14 protein-coding genes are annotated in these 14001 nt (G+C 69.1%); 8 read left to right on the forward strand and 6 right to left on the reverse strand.

The annotated features are described in order from the left end of the window. Positions 1-36: 36 nt before the first annotated feature. The 3 genes from ACFQ9K_RS04555 to ACFQ9K_RS04565 form a co-directional block, all read right to left on the reverse strand. Positions 37-771 carry an IclR family transcriptional regulator gene (locus ACFQ9K_RS04555; RefSeq protein ID WP_378725133.1) on the reverse strand — a complete coding sequence of 245 codons (735 nt, stop codon included), beginning with the start codon at positions 769-771 and terminating at the stop codon, positions 37-39. An 83-nt stretch (positions 772-854) separates the two neighbouring features. Beyond that, a complete protein-coding gene (locus tag ACFQ9K_RS04560) occupies positions 855-1589 on the reverse strand; it encodes a class I SAM-dependent DNA methyltransferase (RefSeq protein WP_378725135.1) in 735 nt (244 codons plus the stop codon). 43 nt (positions 1590-1632) lie between these two features. Beyond that, on the reverse strand, positions 1633-3033 hold the full coding sequence (locus ACFQ9K_RS04565) for a glycosyltransferase (RefSeq protein ID WP_378725137.1): 1401 nt from the start codon (positions 3031-3033) through the stop codon (positions 1633-1635). A 293-nt stretch (positions 3034-3326) separates the two neighbouring features. Here ACFQ9K_RS04565 and ACFQ9K_RS04570 point away from each other — a divergent pair, with 293 nt between their 5' ends. The 3 genes from ACFQ9K_RS04570 to mraY all read left to right on the forward strand — a co-directional run bounded on the left by ACFQ9K_RS04570 (position 3327) and on the right by mraY (position 6814). After that, a complete protein-coding gene (locus ACFQ9K_RS04570) occupies positions 3327-3848 on the forward strand; it encodes a hypothetical protein (RefSeq protein ID WP_378725139.1) in 522 nt (173 codons plus the stop codon). Positions 3849-4130: 282 nt separating this feature from the next. Beyond that, entirely contained in the window at positions 4131-5489 is a 1359-nt protein-coding gene (gene mgtE / locus ACFQ9K_RS04575; RefSeq protein WP_378725141.1) for a magnesium transporter, read from the forward strand. Positions 5490-5737: 248 nt separating this feature from the next. Next, positions 5738-6814, forward strand: a complete 1077-nt coding sequence (mraY, locus tag ACFQ9K_RS04580; protein WP_378726269.1) for a phospho-N-acetylmuramoyl-pentapeptide-transferase — start codon at positions 5738-5740, stop codon at positions 6812-6814. A 34-nt stretch (positions 6815-6848) separates the two neighbouring features. Here the strand turns inward: mraY and ACFQ9K_RS04585 are convergent, their stop codons facing one another. Beyond that, entirely contained in the window at positions 6849-8927 is a 2079-nt protein-coding gene (locus tag ACFQ9K_RS04585) for a CocE/NonD family hydrolase (RefSeq protein ID WP_378726268.1), read from the reverse strand. A gap of 238 nt (positions 8928-9165) precedes the next feature. Here ACFQ9K_RS04585 and ACFQ9K_RS04590 point away from each other — a divergent pair, with 238 nt between their 5' ends. Continuing rightward, positions 9166-10272: an AraC family transcriptional regulator ligand-binding domain-containing protein gene (locus tag ACFQ9K_RS04590; RefSeq protein ID WP_378726266.1), complete on the forward strand. Its 1107-nt coding sequence runs from the start codon at positions 9166-9168 to the stop codon at positions 10270-10272. Between the two features lie 37 nt (positions 10273-10309). Here ACFQ9K_RS04590 and ACFQ9K_RS04595 read toward each other — a convergent pair whose 3' ends face one another. Further along, positions 10310-10783 carry a DUF4383 domain-containing protein gene (locus tag ACFQ9K_RS04595; protein WP_378726264.1) on the reverse strand — a complete coding sequence of 158 codons (474 nt, stop codon included), beginning with the start codon at positions 10781-10783 and terminating at the stop codon, positions 10310-10312. Positions 10784-10917: 134 nt separating this feature from the next. On the opposite strand from ACFQ9K_RS04595, the gene ACFQ9K_RS04600 reads away from it, so the two are divergent. Then, the gene (locus ACFQ9K_RS04600; protein ID WP_378726262.1) at positions 10918-11478 is read left to right on the forward strand and encodes a TetR/AcrR family transcriptional regulator; all 561 of its coding nucleotides are present in this window, start codon (positions 10918-10920) and stop codon (positions 11476-11478) included. Between the two features lie 132 nt (positions 11479-11610). Further along, positions 11611-12132 carry an RICIN domain-containing protein gene (locus tag ACFQ9K_RS04605; RefSeq protein ID WP_378726260.1) on the forward strand — a complete coding sequence of 174 codons (522 nt, stop codon included), beginning with the start codon at positions 11611-11613 and terminating at the stop codon, positions 12130-12132. Between the two features lie 52 nt (positions 12133-12184). On the opposite strand, the gene ACFQ9K_RS04610 is transcribed toward ACFQ9K_RS04605, so the two are convergent. Next, on the reverse strand, positions 12185-12763 hold the full coding sequence (locus ACFQ9K_RS04610) for a helix-turn-helix domain-containing protein (protein WP_378726258.1): 579 nt from the start codon (positions 12761-12763) through the stop codon (positions 12185-12187). 88 nt (positions 12764-12851) lie between these two features. Here ACFQ9K_RS04610 and ACFQ9K_RS04615 point away from each other — a divergent pair, with 88 nt between their 5' ends. Further along, positions 12852-13508 (forward strand): SAM-dependent methyltransferase, encoded by a 657-nt coding sequence (locus tag ACFQ9K_RS04615; protein WP_378726256.1) that lies wholly within the window; start codon positions 12852-12854, stop codon positions 13506-13508. Then, positions 13486-13977 (forward strand): DinB family protein, encoded by a 492-nt coding sequence (locus tag ACFQ9K_RS04620; protein WP_378982814.1) that lies wholly within the window; start codon positions 13486-13488, stop codon positions 13975-13977. The genes ACFQ9K_RS04615 and ACFQ9K_RS04620 overlap by 23 nt, the downstream gene beginning before the upstream one ends. Positions 13978-14001 lie beyond the last annotated feature (24 nt).

Below are 14001 nucleotides of genomic sequence, written 5' to 3' on the forward strand. Positions count from 1 at the left end.
GGGCATTCCACATTGTGAAAACCGCGGTGAGTTTAATTACGCCGGGTATATCGCCTGGCCGGAGCTGTTGTGCACGACGCCGCCGATCCGCACGGCGATCTGGCGCATCGCGGGCAGGATCTCCCGCACCAGCTCCTCGTTCAGCCGCGCCGACCGCGCCTGCACGCTCAGCGCGCCCCACACCTGCTTGTCCGCGCCGAACACCGGCACCGCGACCGACCGGATCGGATCGTCCGCGCCCTCGAACTCCTCGACCGCGAAACCCTTGCGCCGCACCTGATCCAGGTCGGTGGCCAGATAGGGCGCGGCGGGCAGGTGGGCGAGCAGCGCCCGGCCCGACGCGCTCGACCCGAGCGGCTGCCGCAACCGCGGCAGCTGATGGTTGCAGAACCGCACCGGCGGCCGCGCCCGCAATACGGTCACCGCGTCGCGTTCGTCCGCGACGCTGAGGCTGGTCGTGATCCGGATCCCCGCCGCCAGCGCGTACATGTGCGGTGCGGCCGAGTCGATGCCGAGCCTGGTCAACGCGGGCCGCGCCAATGTCGCCAGGCCCTGCCCGACCCGGTACCGGTCGGTGGCCGGATCCTGCTCCAGCAATCGCCCGCGCACCAGCGCCTGCGCCAGCCGGTGCGCCGTACTCACCGGCACCCCCGCCAGATGCGCCAGCTCACTGATGGACAGCTCCGGATCGTCCCCCTCGAAGCAGTTCAGCAAATGCACCGCCCGCTCCACGGCCTGCGACCCCGAACGCGGCTGATCGGCAGTAGCCATACCGTCCTCCTGGCAATCCCACTCCAACCACCCCACCTTCCCTCCCCCCACCACCCCGAACAACCCTTCGACGCCCCCTGCGCCTAACCCCGCCCCGGCTTGGACCAGATCGAGACGTGGTGGCGGCTTTCGTTGGTGAAGGGGGTGCGGGTCCAGTCGGTCCAGCGGGCGCGGGGGTGCAGGCCGGCCAGTTGGGCCATGAGGTCCAGTTCGGCGGGCCAGACGTAGCGGAAGGGGATCGAGCGATATTCGCCGCGGCCGTCGGACACGTCGAGGTAGTTCGAGCTCAGCTGCTGGGTGGCGACGTCGTAGCGGTCGAAGGCCCAGCGGGTCGGGCCGTCCTGGAACGGCACCATGGTCTGGCCGGGCGGCAGGCGGCGCAGGTCGGGCACGCCGACCTCGACGACGAAGCAGCCGCCCGGCTCGAGATGCGCTGCGGCATTGGCGAAACAGGCGACCTGCGCGGCCTGGGTGGTCAGATTCATGATGGTGTTGAAGACCAGGTAGGCGACGGAGAACGTGCCGTCGACGCGGGTCGTGGCGAAGTCGCCGACGGTCGTGCCGATCGCGGCGGCATCCGGCTTGGCCCGCAGCCGGGCGAGCATCGCCCGCGACAGATCGATGCCGTGCACGGGGACCCCGCGGCGGGCCAGCGGCAGCGCGACGCGCCCAGTGCCGATGCCGAATTCCACGGCGCGGCCGCCGGCCGCCAGTTCCGCGAGCAGGTCGACCATCGGTCCGACGACGTCCGGCTCGAACAATGCCGCGTAGGACTCGTCGTACGTGGCCGCTACCCGTTCACCGAAGTGGTCGTCCATTGCCGGAACGTATCGCGCGGAACCCGCACGGCGCACCTGCTTTTCAGCGGTCGCGGCGCTGCCAGGTGGTCCAGTAGGGGTCCTCGGTCGGCGGAGAGTCGTTGGGCGGCAGCACCACCGGATCCGGCTCGCCCCGAGTGATCTCCGGCGCGACCTCATTGGTCGGATAGGGATGCGTGCTGTGCACCGGGGTGCTGCCGGTCCTGGCCGCGTGCCCTGCCGCGTGCCCCGCGAAATGCCGTTCCAGCAGTTCCGCGCCGCGCAGCGTGCCGCCCGCCGCGGCGAACCCGGCTGCCACCGCGGCCGCACCCGCCCGGCAGGCCATCGCCTTGTCGATGCCGGCGCGCAGGGTACGGACCGAGAGCCGCTTCGCCGACACCCAACTGCCCGCCTCGTTGCCGACCACCCGGCGCGCGACCTCGGACTGGCTGCGCCCGAACGGCACCACGCACACCGGAACGCCTGCGGCCAAAGCCTTTTGGGTGATCCCCATGCCACCGTGCGAGACCACGACGGCGGCCCGGTCGAGCAGCGGCTGATGGGACACGAACCGCTCGACCCGCGCGTTCGGCGGGACGGTGAGGGTGGCCGGATCGATCGCGCCCGTGGTGACCACCGTGTACAACCCGCTGTCGGCCAGCGCGTCCAGCGCGGTCTGCGCGAGCCTGCCGTCGTCCTGGAACTCGGTCGAACAGGTGACCACCGCCAGCGGCCGGTCGATCTCGTCGAGCCACCCTGGCGGCTCGGCCTCCGGCGCCCACAGGCCGGGTCCGATCTGATGCACGGTCAGCGGCCAGTCGGTGCGCACATCATCGAACGGCGGCGCGGTGAAGTTCAGCGTCAGCGGCGGTTGCCGCAGGTAGTCCACGGTGTTCTCCAGCTGGTCCAGCCCGTAGTACTGGCGCATGTGATTGAGCTGCGGCAGCACCTCGTTCCATCGGCGATCGAGGAACCAGTGCAGGCAGTTGTCGCGGACGCGGCCGATCAGGTCCGTGCGCGGGCGCAGTCCCGGCCCGAACGGCGGTGCATCGCGGGACGGAATGGGCAGCAGCATCGAGGCCCACGCCGCCCACGGCAGCCCGCTGGCCGTGGCGAGGATCTGCGCGCCCGGCGCGGTGATGTCGATCAGCAGCGCGTCCGGTCGCTCGGCGATGATCGCGCTGCGTAAGGCCTGGATCTCGTCCGGGATGCGGGCGACCGACGACCGGACGGCCGCGCGCAGCGTGGCGATGCGCGAGGTGGTCGCCCAATCGTTGAGCCGGTCCTGGGTCAGCGCCGGCGGTAGCGCTCGCGCGGTGATGCCGAACCGCTCCAGTTCCGGCTCGCTGCCGGGCAGGGTCAGCATGGTCACGTCGTGGCCGCGCGATACCAGCTCCGCCAGCACCGGCGCGACCGGATACAGGTGTCCTTGTGCCGGTGAGGTGAATGCCAGTATCTTGGGCATACCAACAGGCTAACTTGTGGCTAATGATCATGTCTGATGTCTGCCGATTCGTTATCGGCGGCTCATTGCTGGTGTGACATGTGGTTAGGGTGCTCGTTTTGCCTGATGTATGCGGGTAATGGGACGATTGCCGTGATGTCCGGTCCGGCGGACGGCTGCCAATCGGACTCCAGGTACGAAAAACGTGCGCACGCATTGTCCCCTTCCGGCAAATTGTCAGCTGACCGCGTGGTGCGGCACGGCAGGAAAATTCGCTCGCCCCCGCCGGGGCAGCCGCGTCATCCTTGACCCACATGAATATCGATAGACAACATCGACTCGGCGTCGACTTCGGCCGAGTCATCCAGGGGGCGGCCCTGCGCGCGGGGGACGCGGACACCGTCTTCCTCTCCGGCGGGCTCGAAGCGGCCCTGCGCACCCCACCGAGCCCCGGCGCCTTCGACGTCCTGCCCCGACTGGTCCGGCTCTTCGAAGGCCGGGCCTGGGTGATCTCCAAATGCGGAGAACGGATCGAACAGCGCACCCGGCAATGGCTCGACCACCACGACTTCTTCGACCGCACCGGCATCCCGCGCGAGCACCTGCGCTTCTGCCGCAGGCGCGCGGACAAGGCCGGGCACTGTGCCGAACTCGGCATCACGCACATGATCGACGACCGGATCGACGTGCACCACGCCCTGCGCGACCTGGTGCCGCACCGCTACCTCTTCGGCGCGCAACCGGATCCGGTGCCCGACTGGGTGCGTCACGTCCCCACTTGGCGCGCCGCGGAGACCGCCGTCACCGCCACGATCAGGCCGAAGGTGGTCGACTGACCAAGCGGGCTCCGCGGTGGTGAACACTTCACCGAAATGCCTGTATTCTGCACAAGGATGTTTTCGCGTCCGATCAACGTTTTGACCGATGGAGTGGGCTGTACCGGCCCGCGGCAGCGACGAGAAGGAGGTGGGGTTGCCATGCGCAGCGAACCTCCCAGTCGAAGGCCGCGCGGCGTCGCCCCTTCGTATTCCTGAGCAATCAGCGACGGTGGGGGCCGGCGCCCGCGGTGTGAATTCTCGCGCTCCCATTCACGCACGCGTATTTGCTGAGGACATCCCATGTCGCAGATCATCGAAGTACGTCCGTCGCTGTCCGAATCCCTGCAGGACATCGCCGACTGCCACCGCGTCGACGCCGCGCTCGCCTGGCTCGACAACCACCCGCCGCACGTCATCGCCGACCAGCTCGCCCGGATGGACGCCGTCCAGGCCGGGATGGCGTTCCGGCTGCTGGACAAGGACCTGGCGCTGGCGGTCTTCGAGGAACTCGAACCGGTGGACCAGCAGCAGATCCTGCAGGGCCTGCGGGACCAGAGCTTCCGCGACCTGATCGAGGGCATGGCGCCCGACGATCGCGCCCGCATGCTGCGGGAGGCGCCCGCGAAGGTCGCCAAGAAGGTGCTCGCCGGCCTGAGCCCGCGCGAACGGCGGATGACCGCCGCGCTGCTCGGCTACCCGGAGGGCTCGGCGGGTCAGTACATGACCCCCGAGGTGGTCGCGCTGCCGCAGAACCTGACCGTCGCCGAGGCGCTGGCCACGGTGCGGGCCAAGGGCGCCAACGCCGAAACCGTCTACACGCTGCCCGTCGTCGACGCGGGCCGGCGGCTGACCGGCATCGTCGAGCTGCGCGAGCTGGTGCTCAGCAAGCCGGACACGATGATCGCCGAACTGGTCGTCACCGAGCCGGTCTGCGCCCGCGCCACCGACTCCGCCGAGAAGGCGGCCCGGCTGATGCGCGAGACCAACGACCTCAACATGCCCGTGGTGGACAGCGAGAACCGGCTCGTCGGCCTGCTCACCATCGACGACGCGGTCGAGGTGATCGAGGCCGCGGACAGCGAGGACGTGGCCAGGCAGGCGGGCTCGGCGCCGTGGGCGGGCCACTACATGGCCGCAGGCGTGTTCCAGCTGGCCCGGTATCGCGCAATGTGGTTGCTGCTGTTGCTGTTTGCCGCGACGCTCACGGTCAGCGTCACCGACATGTTCGAGGCGACGCTGCAACAGGCCGCGCATCTCGCGCTGTTCATCCCGTTGCTCATCGGCGCGGGCGGCAACGCGGGGGCGCAGGCGGCGACCTCCTGCGTGCGGGCGCTCGCCGTCGGCGAGGTGCGGGTCACCGACCTGTTCAAGGTGATCTGGCGCGAGTGCCGGGTCGGCCTGGTGCTCGGATCCATGCTCGCCGCAGCGGGATTGGTGATCGGCGGACTGTTCGTCGGGCCGCGCGTCGCGGTCGTCGTCGGCATCACCCTGGTGCTGATCTGCGGCTGGGCCGCCACCATCGGCGGCACCATGCCGTTGCTCGCCAAGAAGCTCCGGATCGACCCCGCGGTCGTGTCCGCGCCGATGGTCACCACGCTGGTGGACGCCACCGGGCTGATCATCTACTTCACCACCGCCAAGCTGGTTCTCGGCATCTGAACCGACACCACTGCCGCGGCCGTCCTGCGTGGACGGCCGCGGCAGTGCGGTTAAGCGGAGCTACACGACACCGCATGAATCCATTCGGCTTGCTAACGTCGGGGCAATTCGCGTGGACGACAGTGGGTTGGTGGATGGGCAGCGGTGCGGACAGACGTCGGGAACGGATCGACCCGGGCGGTGAAAAGGTGCCTGTGCGTTGATGTTTCAATTACCCGACTTTTCGATGACGGCCGCGTGAGGGGCGAATGAGACAGATCCTGTTCTCGGCGATGATCGCGCTGGTGGTCTCCATCACCCTGACACCGCTGCTGATCAAGCTGTTCACCAGGCGCAAGGTCGGGCAGGAGATCCGATCCGACGGACCGGTCAGCCACCAGGCCAAGCGCGGCACACCCACGATGGGCGGCATCGCGATCCTGGTCGGCATGTGGGCCGGATATCTGGGCGCGCACCTGCTCCGTATCCGGCACGACGCGGAGGGGGTGTCCGCGTCCGGGCTGCTCGTCCTCGGCTTGGCCACGGCGCTGGGCATCGTCGGCTTCCTCGACGACTTCATCAAGATCCGCAAGCGGCGCAACCTCGGCCTGACCGCGACCGGCAAGTACATCGGCCAGCTCGCCGCCGCGATCGTCTTCGGCATCCTCGCCCTGCGGTTCCCGTCCAGCACCGGGCTGACGCCGGCCAGCAGGCACATGTCCTACGTCCGGGACGTGGAGACCGTCTCGTTCGGGCTGATCGGGTTCCTGCTGGTGGTCAGCTTCCTGGTGGTGGCCTGGTCGAACGCGGTGAACATCACCGACGGCCTCGACGGACTCGCCGCCGGATCGATGAGTTTCGCGCTCGGCGCGTACGTGATCATCACCTTCTGGCAGTACACCAACGCCTGCGCGGTGACCCCCGGCGCCGGCTGCTACGACGTCCGCGACCCGCTCGACCTGGCGGTGGTCTGTGCCTCCGGCGCGGGCGCCTGCATCGGATTCCTCTGGTGGAACGCGGCGCCGGCCAAGATCTTCATGGGCGACACCGGCTCACTGGCGCTGGGTGGACTGCTCGCCGGGTTGTCGGTCACCACCCGCACCGAACTGCTCACCGCGGTGGTCGGCGCGCTGTTCTTCGCCGAGATCCTCTCGGTGCTGCTGCAGATCGTCGTCTTCCGCACCACCCGCAACCGGCTGTTCAGAATGGCGCCCTTCCACCATCATTTCGAACTCAGCAAGTGGGCCGAGACCACCGTCATCATCCGCTTCTGGTTGCTGGCGGGGATCTCCTCGGCGGTCGGCCTGATGCTGTTCTACGGCGAATACCTCGCCGCCATCGGCTGATTCGTGGCCGACGGCGGCGCGGCGATCGGGACCGTCAGTCCGGGATGGCGACGCTGAGCGGAATGTTCACCCAGCTCGGTCGCTCGGGATCGAGCCGAAGGTGCTGCGGCGCGAGTTGGCTGTCGGACAGAATCGGCAAGGGCGGCAACCCCTTCGGGAGATTGCTGGCGTAGACGTCGACGCGGAGCCGGTGACCGGGTTGCAGCACCGCGTCGGTCGGATCGACGCCGATGTCGAGCGCGAGCGGCTGTCCGGGCGTGACGAGTTCGCGGCGGTCGAGGTCGAGGTAGTACTCGGGATCGATGTAGTCGCCGTTGGGCGACCGGGTGCTCTTGGCGTCGTCGATCTGGCGCAGCGACGAAACGAGCTGTCCGGCACTGATTTCGCGCGAGCGGCCGTCGGGGAAGACATCGTTGACGGTGACCACCCAGTAGCCGTCCGGGTGGTCGAGCACGGTGTTGAGGTGGGCGTTGATCGGCCCGGAGATCACCGTCGGTTCGGTCACCGGGTTGCTGGTGAAGGTGAGCCCGTTGAGTTCCCAGATCCGCGAGTCCTGGTCGCAGGCCATGATGACGGACGGAATTCCCGCCCAGATCCGGGAGGTGTCGCGCGAGCACAGGCTCAGCAGGCCGGGCGCGACGGTCAGGTCGGTGACGCCGTTCTGTGCGGGAGTCGCCGACAGGCTGCCGTCGTATTGCGCGTTGGTGGTGCCGGAATGGCGATCATCGAGATACATCCGCCGGTGCGTGCTCTGCGCCCGTGGAAACGACGGTGCCGAAGTCCACTGACCGCCTTGCTGTTTCAGGGTGATCGGGTTGAACTTGTCGATGCCGTTGTCGATTCCCTTGAGCCACCTGTCGAACCAGGCCCGCTGCAACACATCCAGGCGCGGCGGCATGCCGCTGTGCCCGAATCCGGCGAGGCCGCCGCCCGAGTGGAACCCCTCGCCGACGATCAGCTTCTTGCGGTCCGTGGTCTGCGCGAGCTCGTTGTACGTTTCGGTCGGTGTGCTGCCGAAGACATCCCACCACGCGCTGACCATGAAGGTCGGCGCGGCGATCTGGTTCATGTTCGCCTGCAACCCGTTTCGTCGGTCCGAGTCCGGATCGAGGAGGTCGCGAGTCTTCGGCATGAGCTGGCCGGTGTCCATCGCGGTGAACGCGTTGGCGACCACGTCCATGAAGGTGAGCGGGTCGGCCAGCCGGTCCTGCAGCCAGCGCAGCTGCTGTGCCGGGTCGAACCGGCCTGCGATGATCGCCTCGACGTCCGGCGCGAACTTGGCCAGATTCACCGCCAGCGGCCAGAACGCGGCGAAGCCGAATCCGACCGCGCCGCCGGGAATCACGATGTCGTCGACCAGGTCGCCGCTGGCGAGGTAGCTGAATACGGCCTTGATCGCGGGGTTGCCGCGGTCGGCGGCGCGCAGCGCGGCGATGCCGGTGGCCGAGGTGCCTTTCACCCCGACGGTCCCGTCGCTCCACGGCTGCCGGGTGATCCAGTCGATCACCTCGGCCGCGTCGTCGCGTTCCTTGCCGCCGAACAGCTGCCACTTGCCCTCGGAGCTGCCGGTGCCGCGAATGTCGACGTGCACCAGGTTGTAGCCGCCCTTGACCAGGTCGAAGTTGTGCGCGGCGGTCTGGAGCAGGCCGGCATCGAGTTGCCTGGTGAAATCGGTCAGACCCTCCAGCCCGGAGCCCGGTGGTGCGCCGACCGAGGCCAGCGCGGGCAGGAGCACATCCTCGATGCCGGGGATCTGCAAGAGCGCGGAGGCCAGGTTGACCGCCATTTTGTTGTAGGTCTCGAATTCGACGATGGTCGGCAGCTTTTCGTCGGTGGCCCGGCCGCCGTTGCCGGGCCGCTGGACGTCGAGCTTGATCACGGTGCCGTCGCTCATGGTGACCGGTATCGCGAGATCGGAGAAGATCTCGGCGTACGGCTGTGGTCCGTCGACCGCGGCGGTCCAGGCCGGCGCGTACTGGCCGCCGTCGATATCGGTGAACCCGTCCGGTGGCTCGGCCGTGGCCGGCGGCATGCCGAAGGGCACGCAGGCGATGACCGCGACGATCACCGTCGCGGGTAGGCCGAACCATGTCGTTCGTGCTCGCAAGCTCATCTCGATCCGTTCCAAGTCGACGCTGAATCAGGTGCCGGATCGGTGTTCTGCGAGGTCGCGCGTAGTGGACCCGATCTCGAGCCGCCTGAGTATGTCCGGGCCGGCGAGGTGCGGAATTGCTCTGAGGCGACAAAGTTCTCTCTTCCGGGCCCCGCGTCGGCTCCGCTACGCTCCAGCAATCGGCGTCGGCCTGCCGCGGGCCGGGGCGGGACGGCGCGAGCGAACCGAGGAGTCGGCGATGGTGGTGGTGATGACCCGGGCCGCGGTGCTGCGCGGATACCGGGCGCTCGTCGACGAACTCGGCGGCGACGGCGCGGCTCTGCTCGGTCGGCTCGGCATCGAGGGCACGGCCGTCGACCGCGACGACGCCGTGGTGCCGAGCGAAGCGGTCGGGTGGGCGCTGGAGATCGCCGCGGCCGAGCTCGACTGCCCCGATTTCGGTCTGCGGCTCGCCGGTCGTCAGGCCGGCGGCGTTGTCGGACCGCTCGCGGTCGCGGTCACCACCGCCGCGACGGTGGGCGCGGCCATCGCCTGCGCGTCGCGCTTCTTGTCCACCCAGCACACCGGGGTCTCGATCGCGCTGGTCGATGATCCGCGTGCGGGCATGGTCGCGATCAACTTCCGTGACCCCGCCGAGTCCAACGGGTTCGCCCAGAGCATCGATCTGGCCGCCGGAACCATCCACCGCGGTTTACTGCGGGCCGTCGACGGCGACTACGGCCTGCGCTCGGTCCACCTGCCGCACCCGCCGCTCGCGCCCGCCGCGCGCTATGCCGAATTCTTCGGCGCCGAAGTGCGATTCGACTCCGCCACGACGCTGCTGCGGATCCCGCAGGCGCTGCTCTCGCGGCCGATCGCGGGCCGCAGCGCGACCGTGCATTCGATGGCGGTGGACTTGCTCGCCGACAACTATTCGGCGCTGGACAGTTCCATGGCGACCAGGGTCCGGGTCGTGATCGACGGGCTGATCACCCGCGCCGGGCTCGATATGGACATGATCGCTCGCGCTCTCTCGATGCACGAGCGCACGCTGCAGCGCGCGCTCGCCGCCGAGGGGACCACCTTCACCGCCATCCTCGATGGCGCGCGCCGCGACGTCGCCCAGCGGCTGCTGTGCGAGACCGACATGCCGTTGTCCCAGATCACCACCCTGATCGGCCTGCGCGAACAATCCGCGTTCACCCGCGCCGTGCGCCGCTGGTTCGGCGCGACACCGCAGCAGATCCGGCGCGCTGCCCGCGACCGGCGCGGTGGTGAGGCGCGAGTTACGGTGCGGCGCAGGGGAAATACCGTCACCCTCGCGACCAAGCCGGGAGTCCGGGCGGAACCTGTCGCGCACGCTTGACGGCGCCGCGCGGTGCGATCACCGCGGCCGCGCCGAGTCAGTCGGGTCGGGCGTTCGCGCGTGCGGCGAGCGCGGCCGCACCGCCGGCGATCAGGATGAGCGTGCCCTCGACGGTGTGCACGATATTGCCGAACGTGTCGACCGCCATCATGTGCAGCACATGATCGCCGCCGGCGAAGCCCAGCGCGGCGACGAGCAGGTAGAACGGGCCGCACGTCCAGGTGTAGGCGAAGGCGCGGGTGCGCACGGTCGCGACGGCCAGCCCGGCCAGGCCGGTGAGCAGATGGAACAGCGCGTGCCAGCCGTTGACGGTGACCGGGATGAAGCCGAGGAACTGGATCGTGCACGAATGCATGCCGCCCCCGAACGCCATGTCCGGGTAGATGCCGAAGGCGATCACGCCGTTGGCGGTGAACCACACCCCGGTCAGGAAGACGAAGAACTGCAACGGGGTGTCCAGCACGGCGGTGACGTAGCGCAGGACCAGCAGGCGGAAGGCGGCGAACGACACGGAGGCGTTCCTCTCTGTCGGGTGTCCGGGAGTGCCGCGCACGCCCGCGTTTCTAAGCCAGTCGTCCTAGAAAGTGGTTGTGAGTATGTTCTAGGACTACTGTCTTAGTCAATGACCTGGTCGGGAGGCGGAGAGTGGCGAAGGACACACGGGCGCGGATGATCCGCCACGCGACCCTGCTGTTTCGCGGGCAGGGCTACGCGGCCACCGGCTTCCGCGAGGTGGTGGCGAAGGCGGGCACCCACCGCGGCGTCATCTATCACCACTTCCCCCGCGGCAAGACCGAGCTGGCCGAGGAGGTCCTGGCGTTCATCGACGGGACGGTCGGTCCGGCCATCGAAGCGGTGTGCGCGACCCAGGCGCCCATCCCCGCCATGCACGCGATCCTCGGCGGCGCGAAGCTGGCCATGACCGGCGGCGGCTATCCGCCGGGTTGCCCCGTCGCGGCCGTCGCGCTCGGCGCGGGCCCCGACGACGCCGACCTGCTCGCGGCCGCGGGCGCGATCTTCCGGCGATGGGTGCGCCCGTTCCGAGAATGCTTGCAGCGCAACGGAATCGACGAGGCGGCCGCCGAGAATCTGGCCACCCTGCTGATCGCCGGTCTGGAGGGCGCCCTCGTCCTGTGCCGGACCGAGGGGAACACCGATCCGTTGGACCGGGTCGCCGCCGGCTTGGAACGGGCACTGAAGGCGTGAGAATTGGCGACCCTATGGGGTGATTTCCGCACCCCTCGGCGGCCGTCCGGCCTCCTCAGGGTGTCTATCTGGCCGGTCGCGTTTGCTCGAACATTGGTTCGGCAGGCACCCTTCCACCAGAGAGATCCGACCTTGACACACTTCATCAGCCGCACCGCAGCGGGATTGTTCTTCGGCGTTCTCACCGCCGTCGCCGTCGTTCCCGCCACCGCGAACGCCGCGCAGCCGGACGACATCGTCACGATCCAGCAGGTGTCGAGTGGTCGCTACCTCGACGCCTGGAACGACGGGACGCATGATTACAACGTGGTCACCCGGCCGAAGCAGGGCGACACCAGCCAGCAGTGGCGCATCCACTGGGACGACAGCGGCACCGGGACCGGGACGGTGCAGCAGGTGAGCAGCAACCGCTATCTGGACGCGCACGAGATCGAATCCCTCGACTACCACCTGGTCACCCGGCCTGCGCAGAACAACCCCACACAGGTGTGGCACTTCACTTCGCTCGGCGGTGGGAAGTACACGATTCAGCAGGCGTCCAACAATCGGTACGTGGACGCGCACGAGTACGACGCGAAGGACTACGGCGTGGTGAGCCGCCCAGCGCAGAACAACCCGACGCAGCAGTTCGTGCTGGTGGTCGTCGGCCACTGAGACCGCCGCTGTGCCGCCGCATCTCCGCTCGGGTGCGGCGGCACAGTCGTGGTCAGGACTTGGTCGGGTGCACGTGGGAACGGACGCCCTGCAGGCCGAACAGGATGAGTAGTTCGACGGCCTTGCCGTCGGCGCTGCCGAGCCAGTGCGGCAGGGAGGTGTCGAATTCGGCGGCCTCGCCGGGCGGCAGGATCAGGTCGCGCTCGCCGAGGACCAGCCGCAGGCGGCCGTTGAGCACGTACAGCCATTCGAAGCCGTCGTGGGTCTGCGGCGTCGGTTCGAGCGGTTCCGGCACCGCCGGGATGATCATCTTGAACGCCTGGGTGCCGCCCGGCCGCCGGGACAGCGGGACGAAGACCATCCCGTAGCGGCGGATCGGTTTCAGGTGGATCCGCGGGTCGCCGGTGCGCGGGGCGCCGACGAGCTCGTCCAGCGGGACGTTGTAGGTGCGGGCCAGCGGCAGCAGCAGCTCCAGGGTCGCCCGGCGTTGCCCGCTCTCCAGTCGGGAGAGGGTGCTCTCCGACACCCCGGTCGTCGCGGCGAGGTCGGCGAGGGTGATGCCGCGCTCGCGCCGCAGCGCGCGCAGCCGCGGTCCGACCACGTCGAGCACGTCTTCGGTTTCCCGGTCCATCAGACCATCTTGCCGGAACCGCAATTTTTCGTGCCAGATCGAGGTGCCGCTGGCGAGACTGAACGTGTCCCGACAGTTAGGAGTCACGATGAGCACCACCGATGCGGTCGCGTTCTGGGACGGTGTCTACGCAGGCCGCCAGGCCGCCACCGATCCGCGGCCGAATGTCATTCTCGCTGAGCTGGTTTCGGGTCTGCCGACCGGTGTTGCGCTGGATCTCGGGTGCGGTGACGGCGGTGACGCGCTGTGGCTGGCCGGTCGGGGGTGGAAGGTGACCGCCGTCGATATCTCGGCCGTCGCCGTCGAGCGGCTCACCGGTCTCGCCGCCGCCCGGGGCCTGGGTGACCGGGTCGTCGCCGAGCGGCATGACCTGCGCGAGTCGTTCCCGCAGGGCAAGTTCGACCTGGTCAGCGCCCACTACCTGCACACCTCGTTCGATCTGGACCGGGCGACCGTCCTGCGTGCGGCCGCGCACGCGCTGCGGCCGGGCGGGCGGCTGCTGGTCGTGGACCACGGTTCGACCGCGCCGTGGTCGTGGAACCAGGATCCCGACGTGCGCTACCCGAGTCCTCAGGAGATCGCCGCGGGTCTCCAGCTGGATCCGTCGGAGTGGCTGGTCGAGCGGGCCGACGCGCCCCGCCGGATCGCGACCGGGCCGGATGGGCGTACCGCCGAGGTCACCGACCATGTTCTGCTCATTCGCCGCGTCAGCGGAGGTGACCATGCCGACCACCTCGCGTCGTAAGCGCCGCGATGCACCGCCGCCGCGGACCGGGAGCGGTGAGTTCGACACTCTCCGTGGCTTTCTCGACTACCTCCGGGCGTCGATCGCGGCGAAGGTCGACGGTGCGCCCGAACCGCAGGTGCGCACCGCGGCAGTGCCGTCGGGCACGAATCTGCTCGGACTGCTGAACCACCTGACGTGCGTCGAGCGCTCGATGTTCCTGGGGGACACCGTGACCGACTGGCAGGCGACGTTCCAGGCCGCGCCGACGGACGCCGTGGCCGACGTCGTCGCCCGCTACCGCGAAACGGTCGAGCGCGCGAACGAGGTCCTCGACGGCTGCACCGATCTCACCGCACCCATCCCGCGGCCTGGCCGTCCCGCGCCCAGCGTCCGCTGGGCGCTCGCCCACATGATCGAGGAGACCGGCCGGCACGCCGGTCACGCCGACATCATCCGTGAGCTGATCGACGGCGCGACCGGGCGCTGAACCAATCACCCTCGCCACGAAAGA

Source organism: Nocardia sp. NPDC056564 (assembly GCF_042793755.1).
GTDB lineage: Bacteria > Actinomycetota > Actinomycetes > Mycobacteriales > Mycobacteriaceae > Nocardia.

Coding starts and splice junctions, on each gene's coding strand:
- ACFQ9K_RS04590 (WP_378726266.1), top strand. CDS start 9,166: ATGGTGGTGGTGATGACCCGGGCCGCGGTGCTGCGCGGATACCGGGCG.
- mraY (WP_378726269.1), top strand. CDS start 5,738: ATGAGACAGATCCTGTTCTCGGCGATGATCGCGCTGGTGGTCTCCATC.
- ACFQ9K_RS04585 (WP_378726268.1), bottom strand. CDS start 8,927: ATGAGCTTGCGAGCACGAACGACATGGTTCGGCCTACCCGCGACGGTG.
- ACFQ9K_RS04555 (WP_378725133.1), bottom strand. CDS start 771: ATGGCTACTGCCGATCAGCCGCGTTCGGGGTCGCAGGCCGTGGAGCGG.
- ACFQ9K_RS04565 (WP_378725137.1), bottom strand. CDS start 3,033: ATGCCCAAGATACTGGCATTCACCTCACCGGCACAAGGACACCTGTAT.
- ACFQ9K_RS04570 (WP_378725139.1), top strand. CDS start 3,327: ATGAATATCGATAGACAACATCGACTCGGCGTCGACTTCGGCCGAGTC.
- ACFQ9K_RS04610 (WP_378726258.1), bottom strand. CDS start 12,763: ATGGACCGGGAAACCGAAGACGTGCTCGACGTGGTCGGACCGCGGCTG.
- ACFQ9K_RS04615 (WP_378726256.1), top strand. CDS start 12,852: ATGAGCACCACCGATGCGGTCGCGTTCTGGGACGGTGTCTACGCAGGC.
- ACFQ9K_RS04560 (WP_378725135.1), bottom strand. CDS start 1,589: ATGGACGACCACTTCGGTGAACGGGTAGCGGCCACGTACGACGAGTCC.
- ACFQ9K_RS04620 (WP_378982814.1), top strand. CDS start 13,486: ATGCCGACCACCTCGCGTCGTAAGCGCCGCGATGCACCGCCGCCGCGG.
- mgtE (WP_378725141.1), top strand. CDS start 4,131: ATGTCGCAGATCATCGAAGTACGTCCGTCGCTGTCCGAATCCCTGCAG.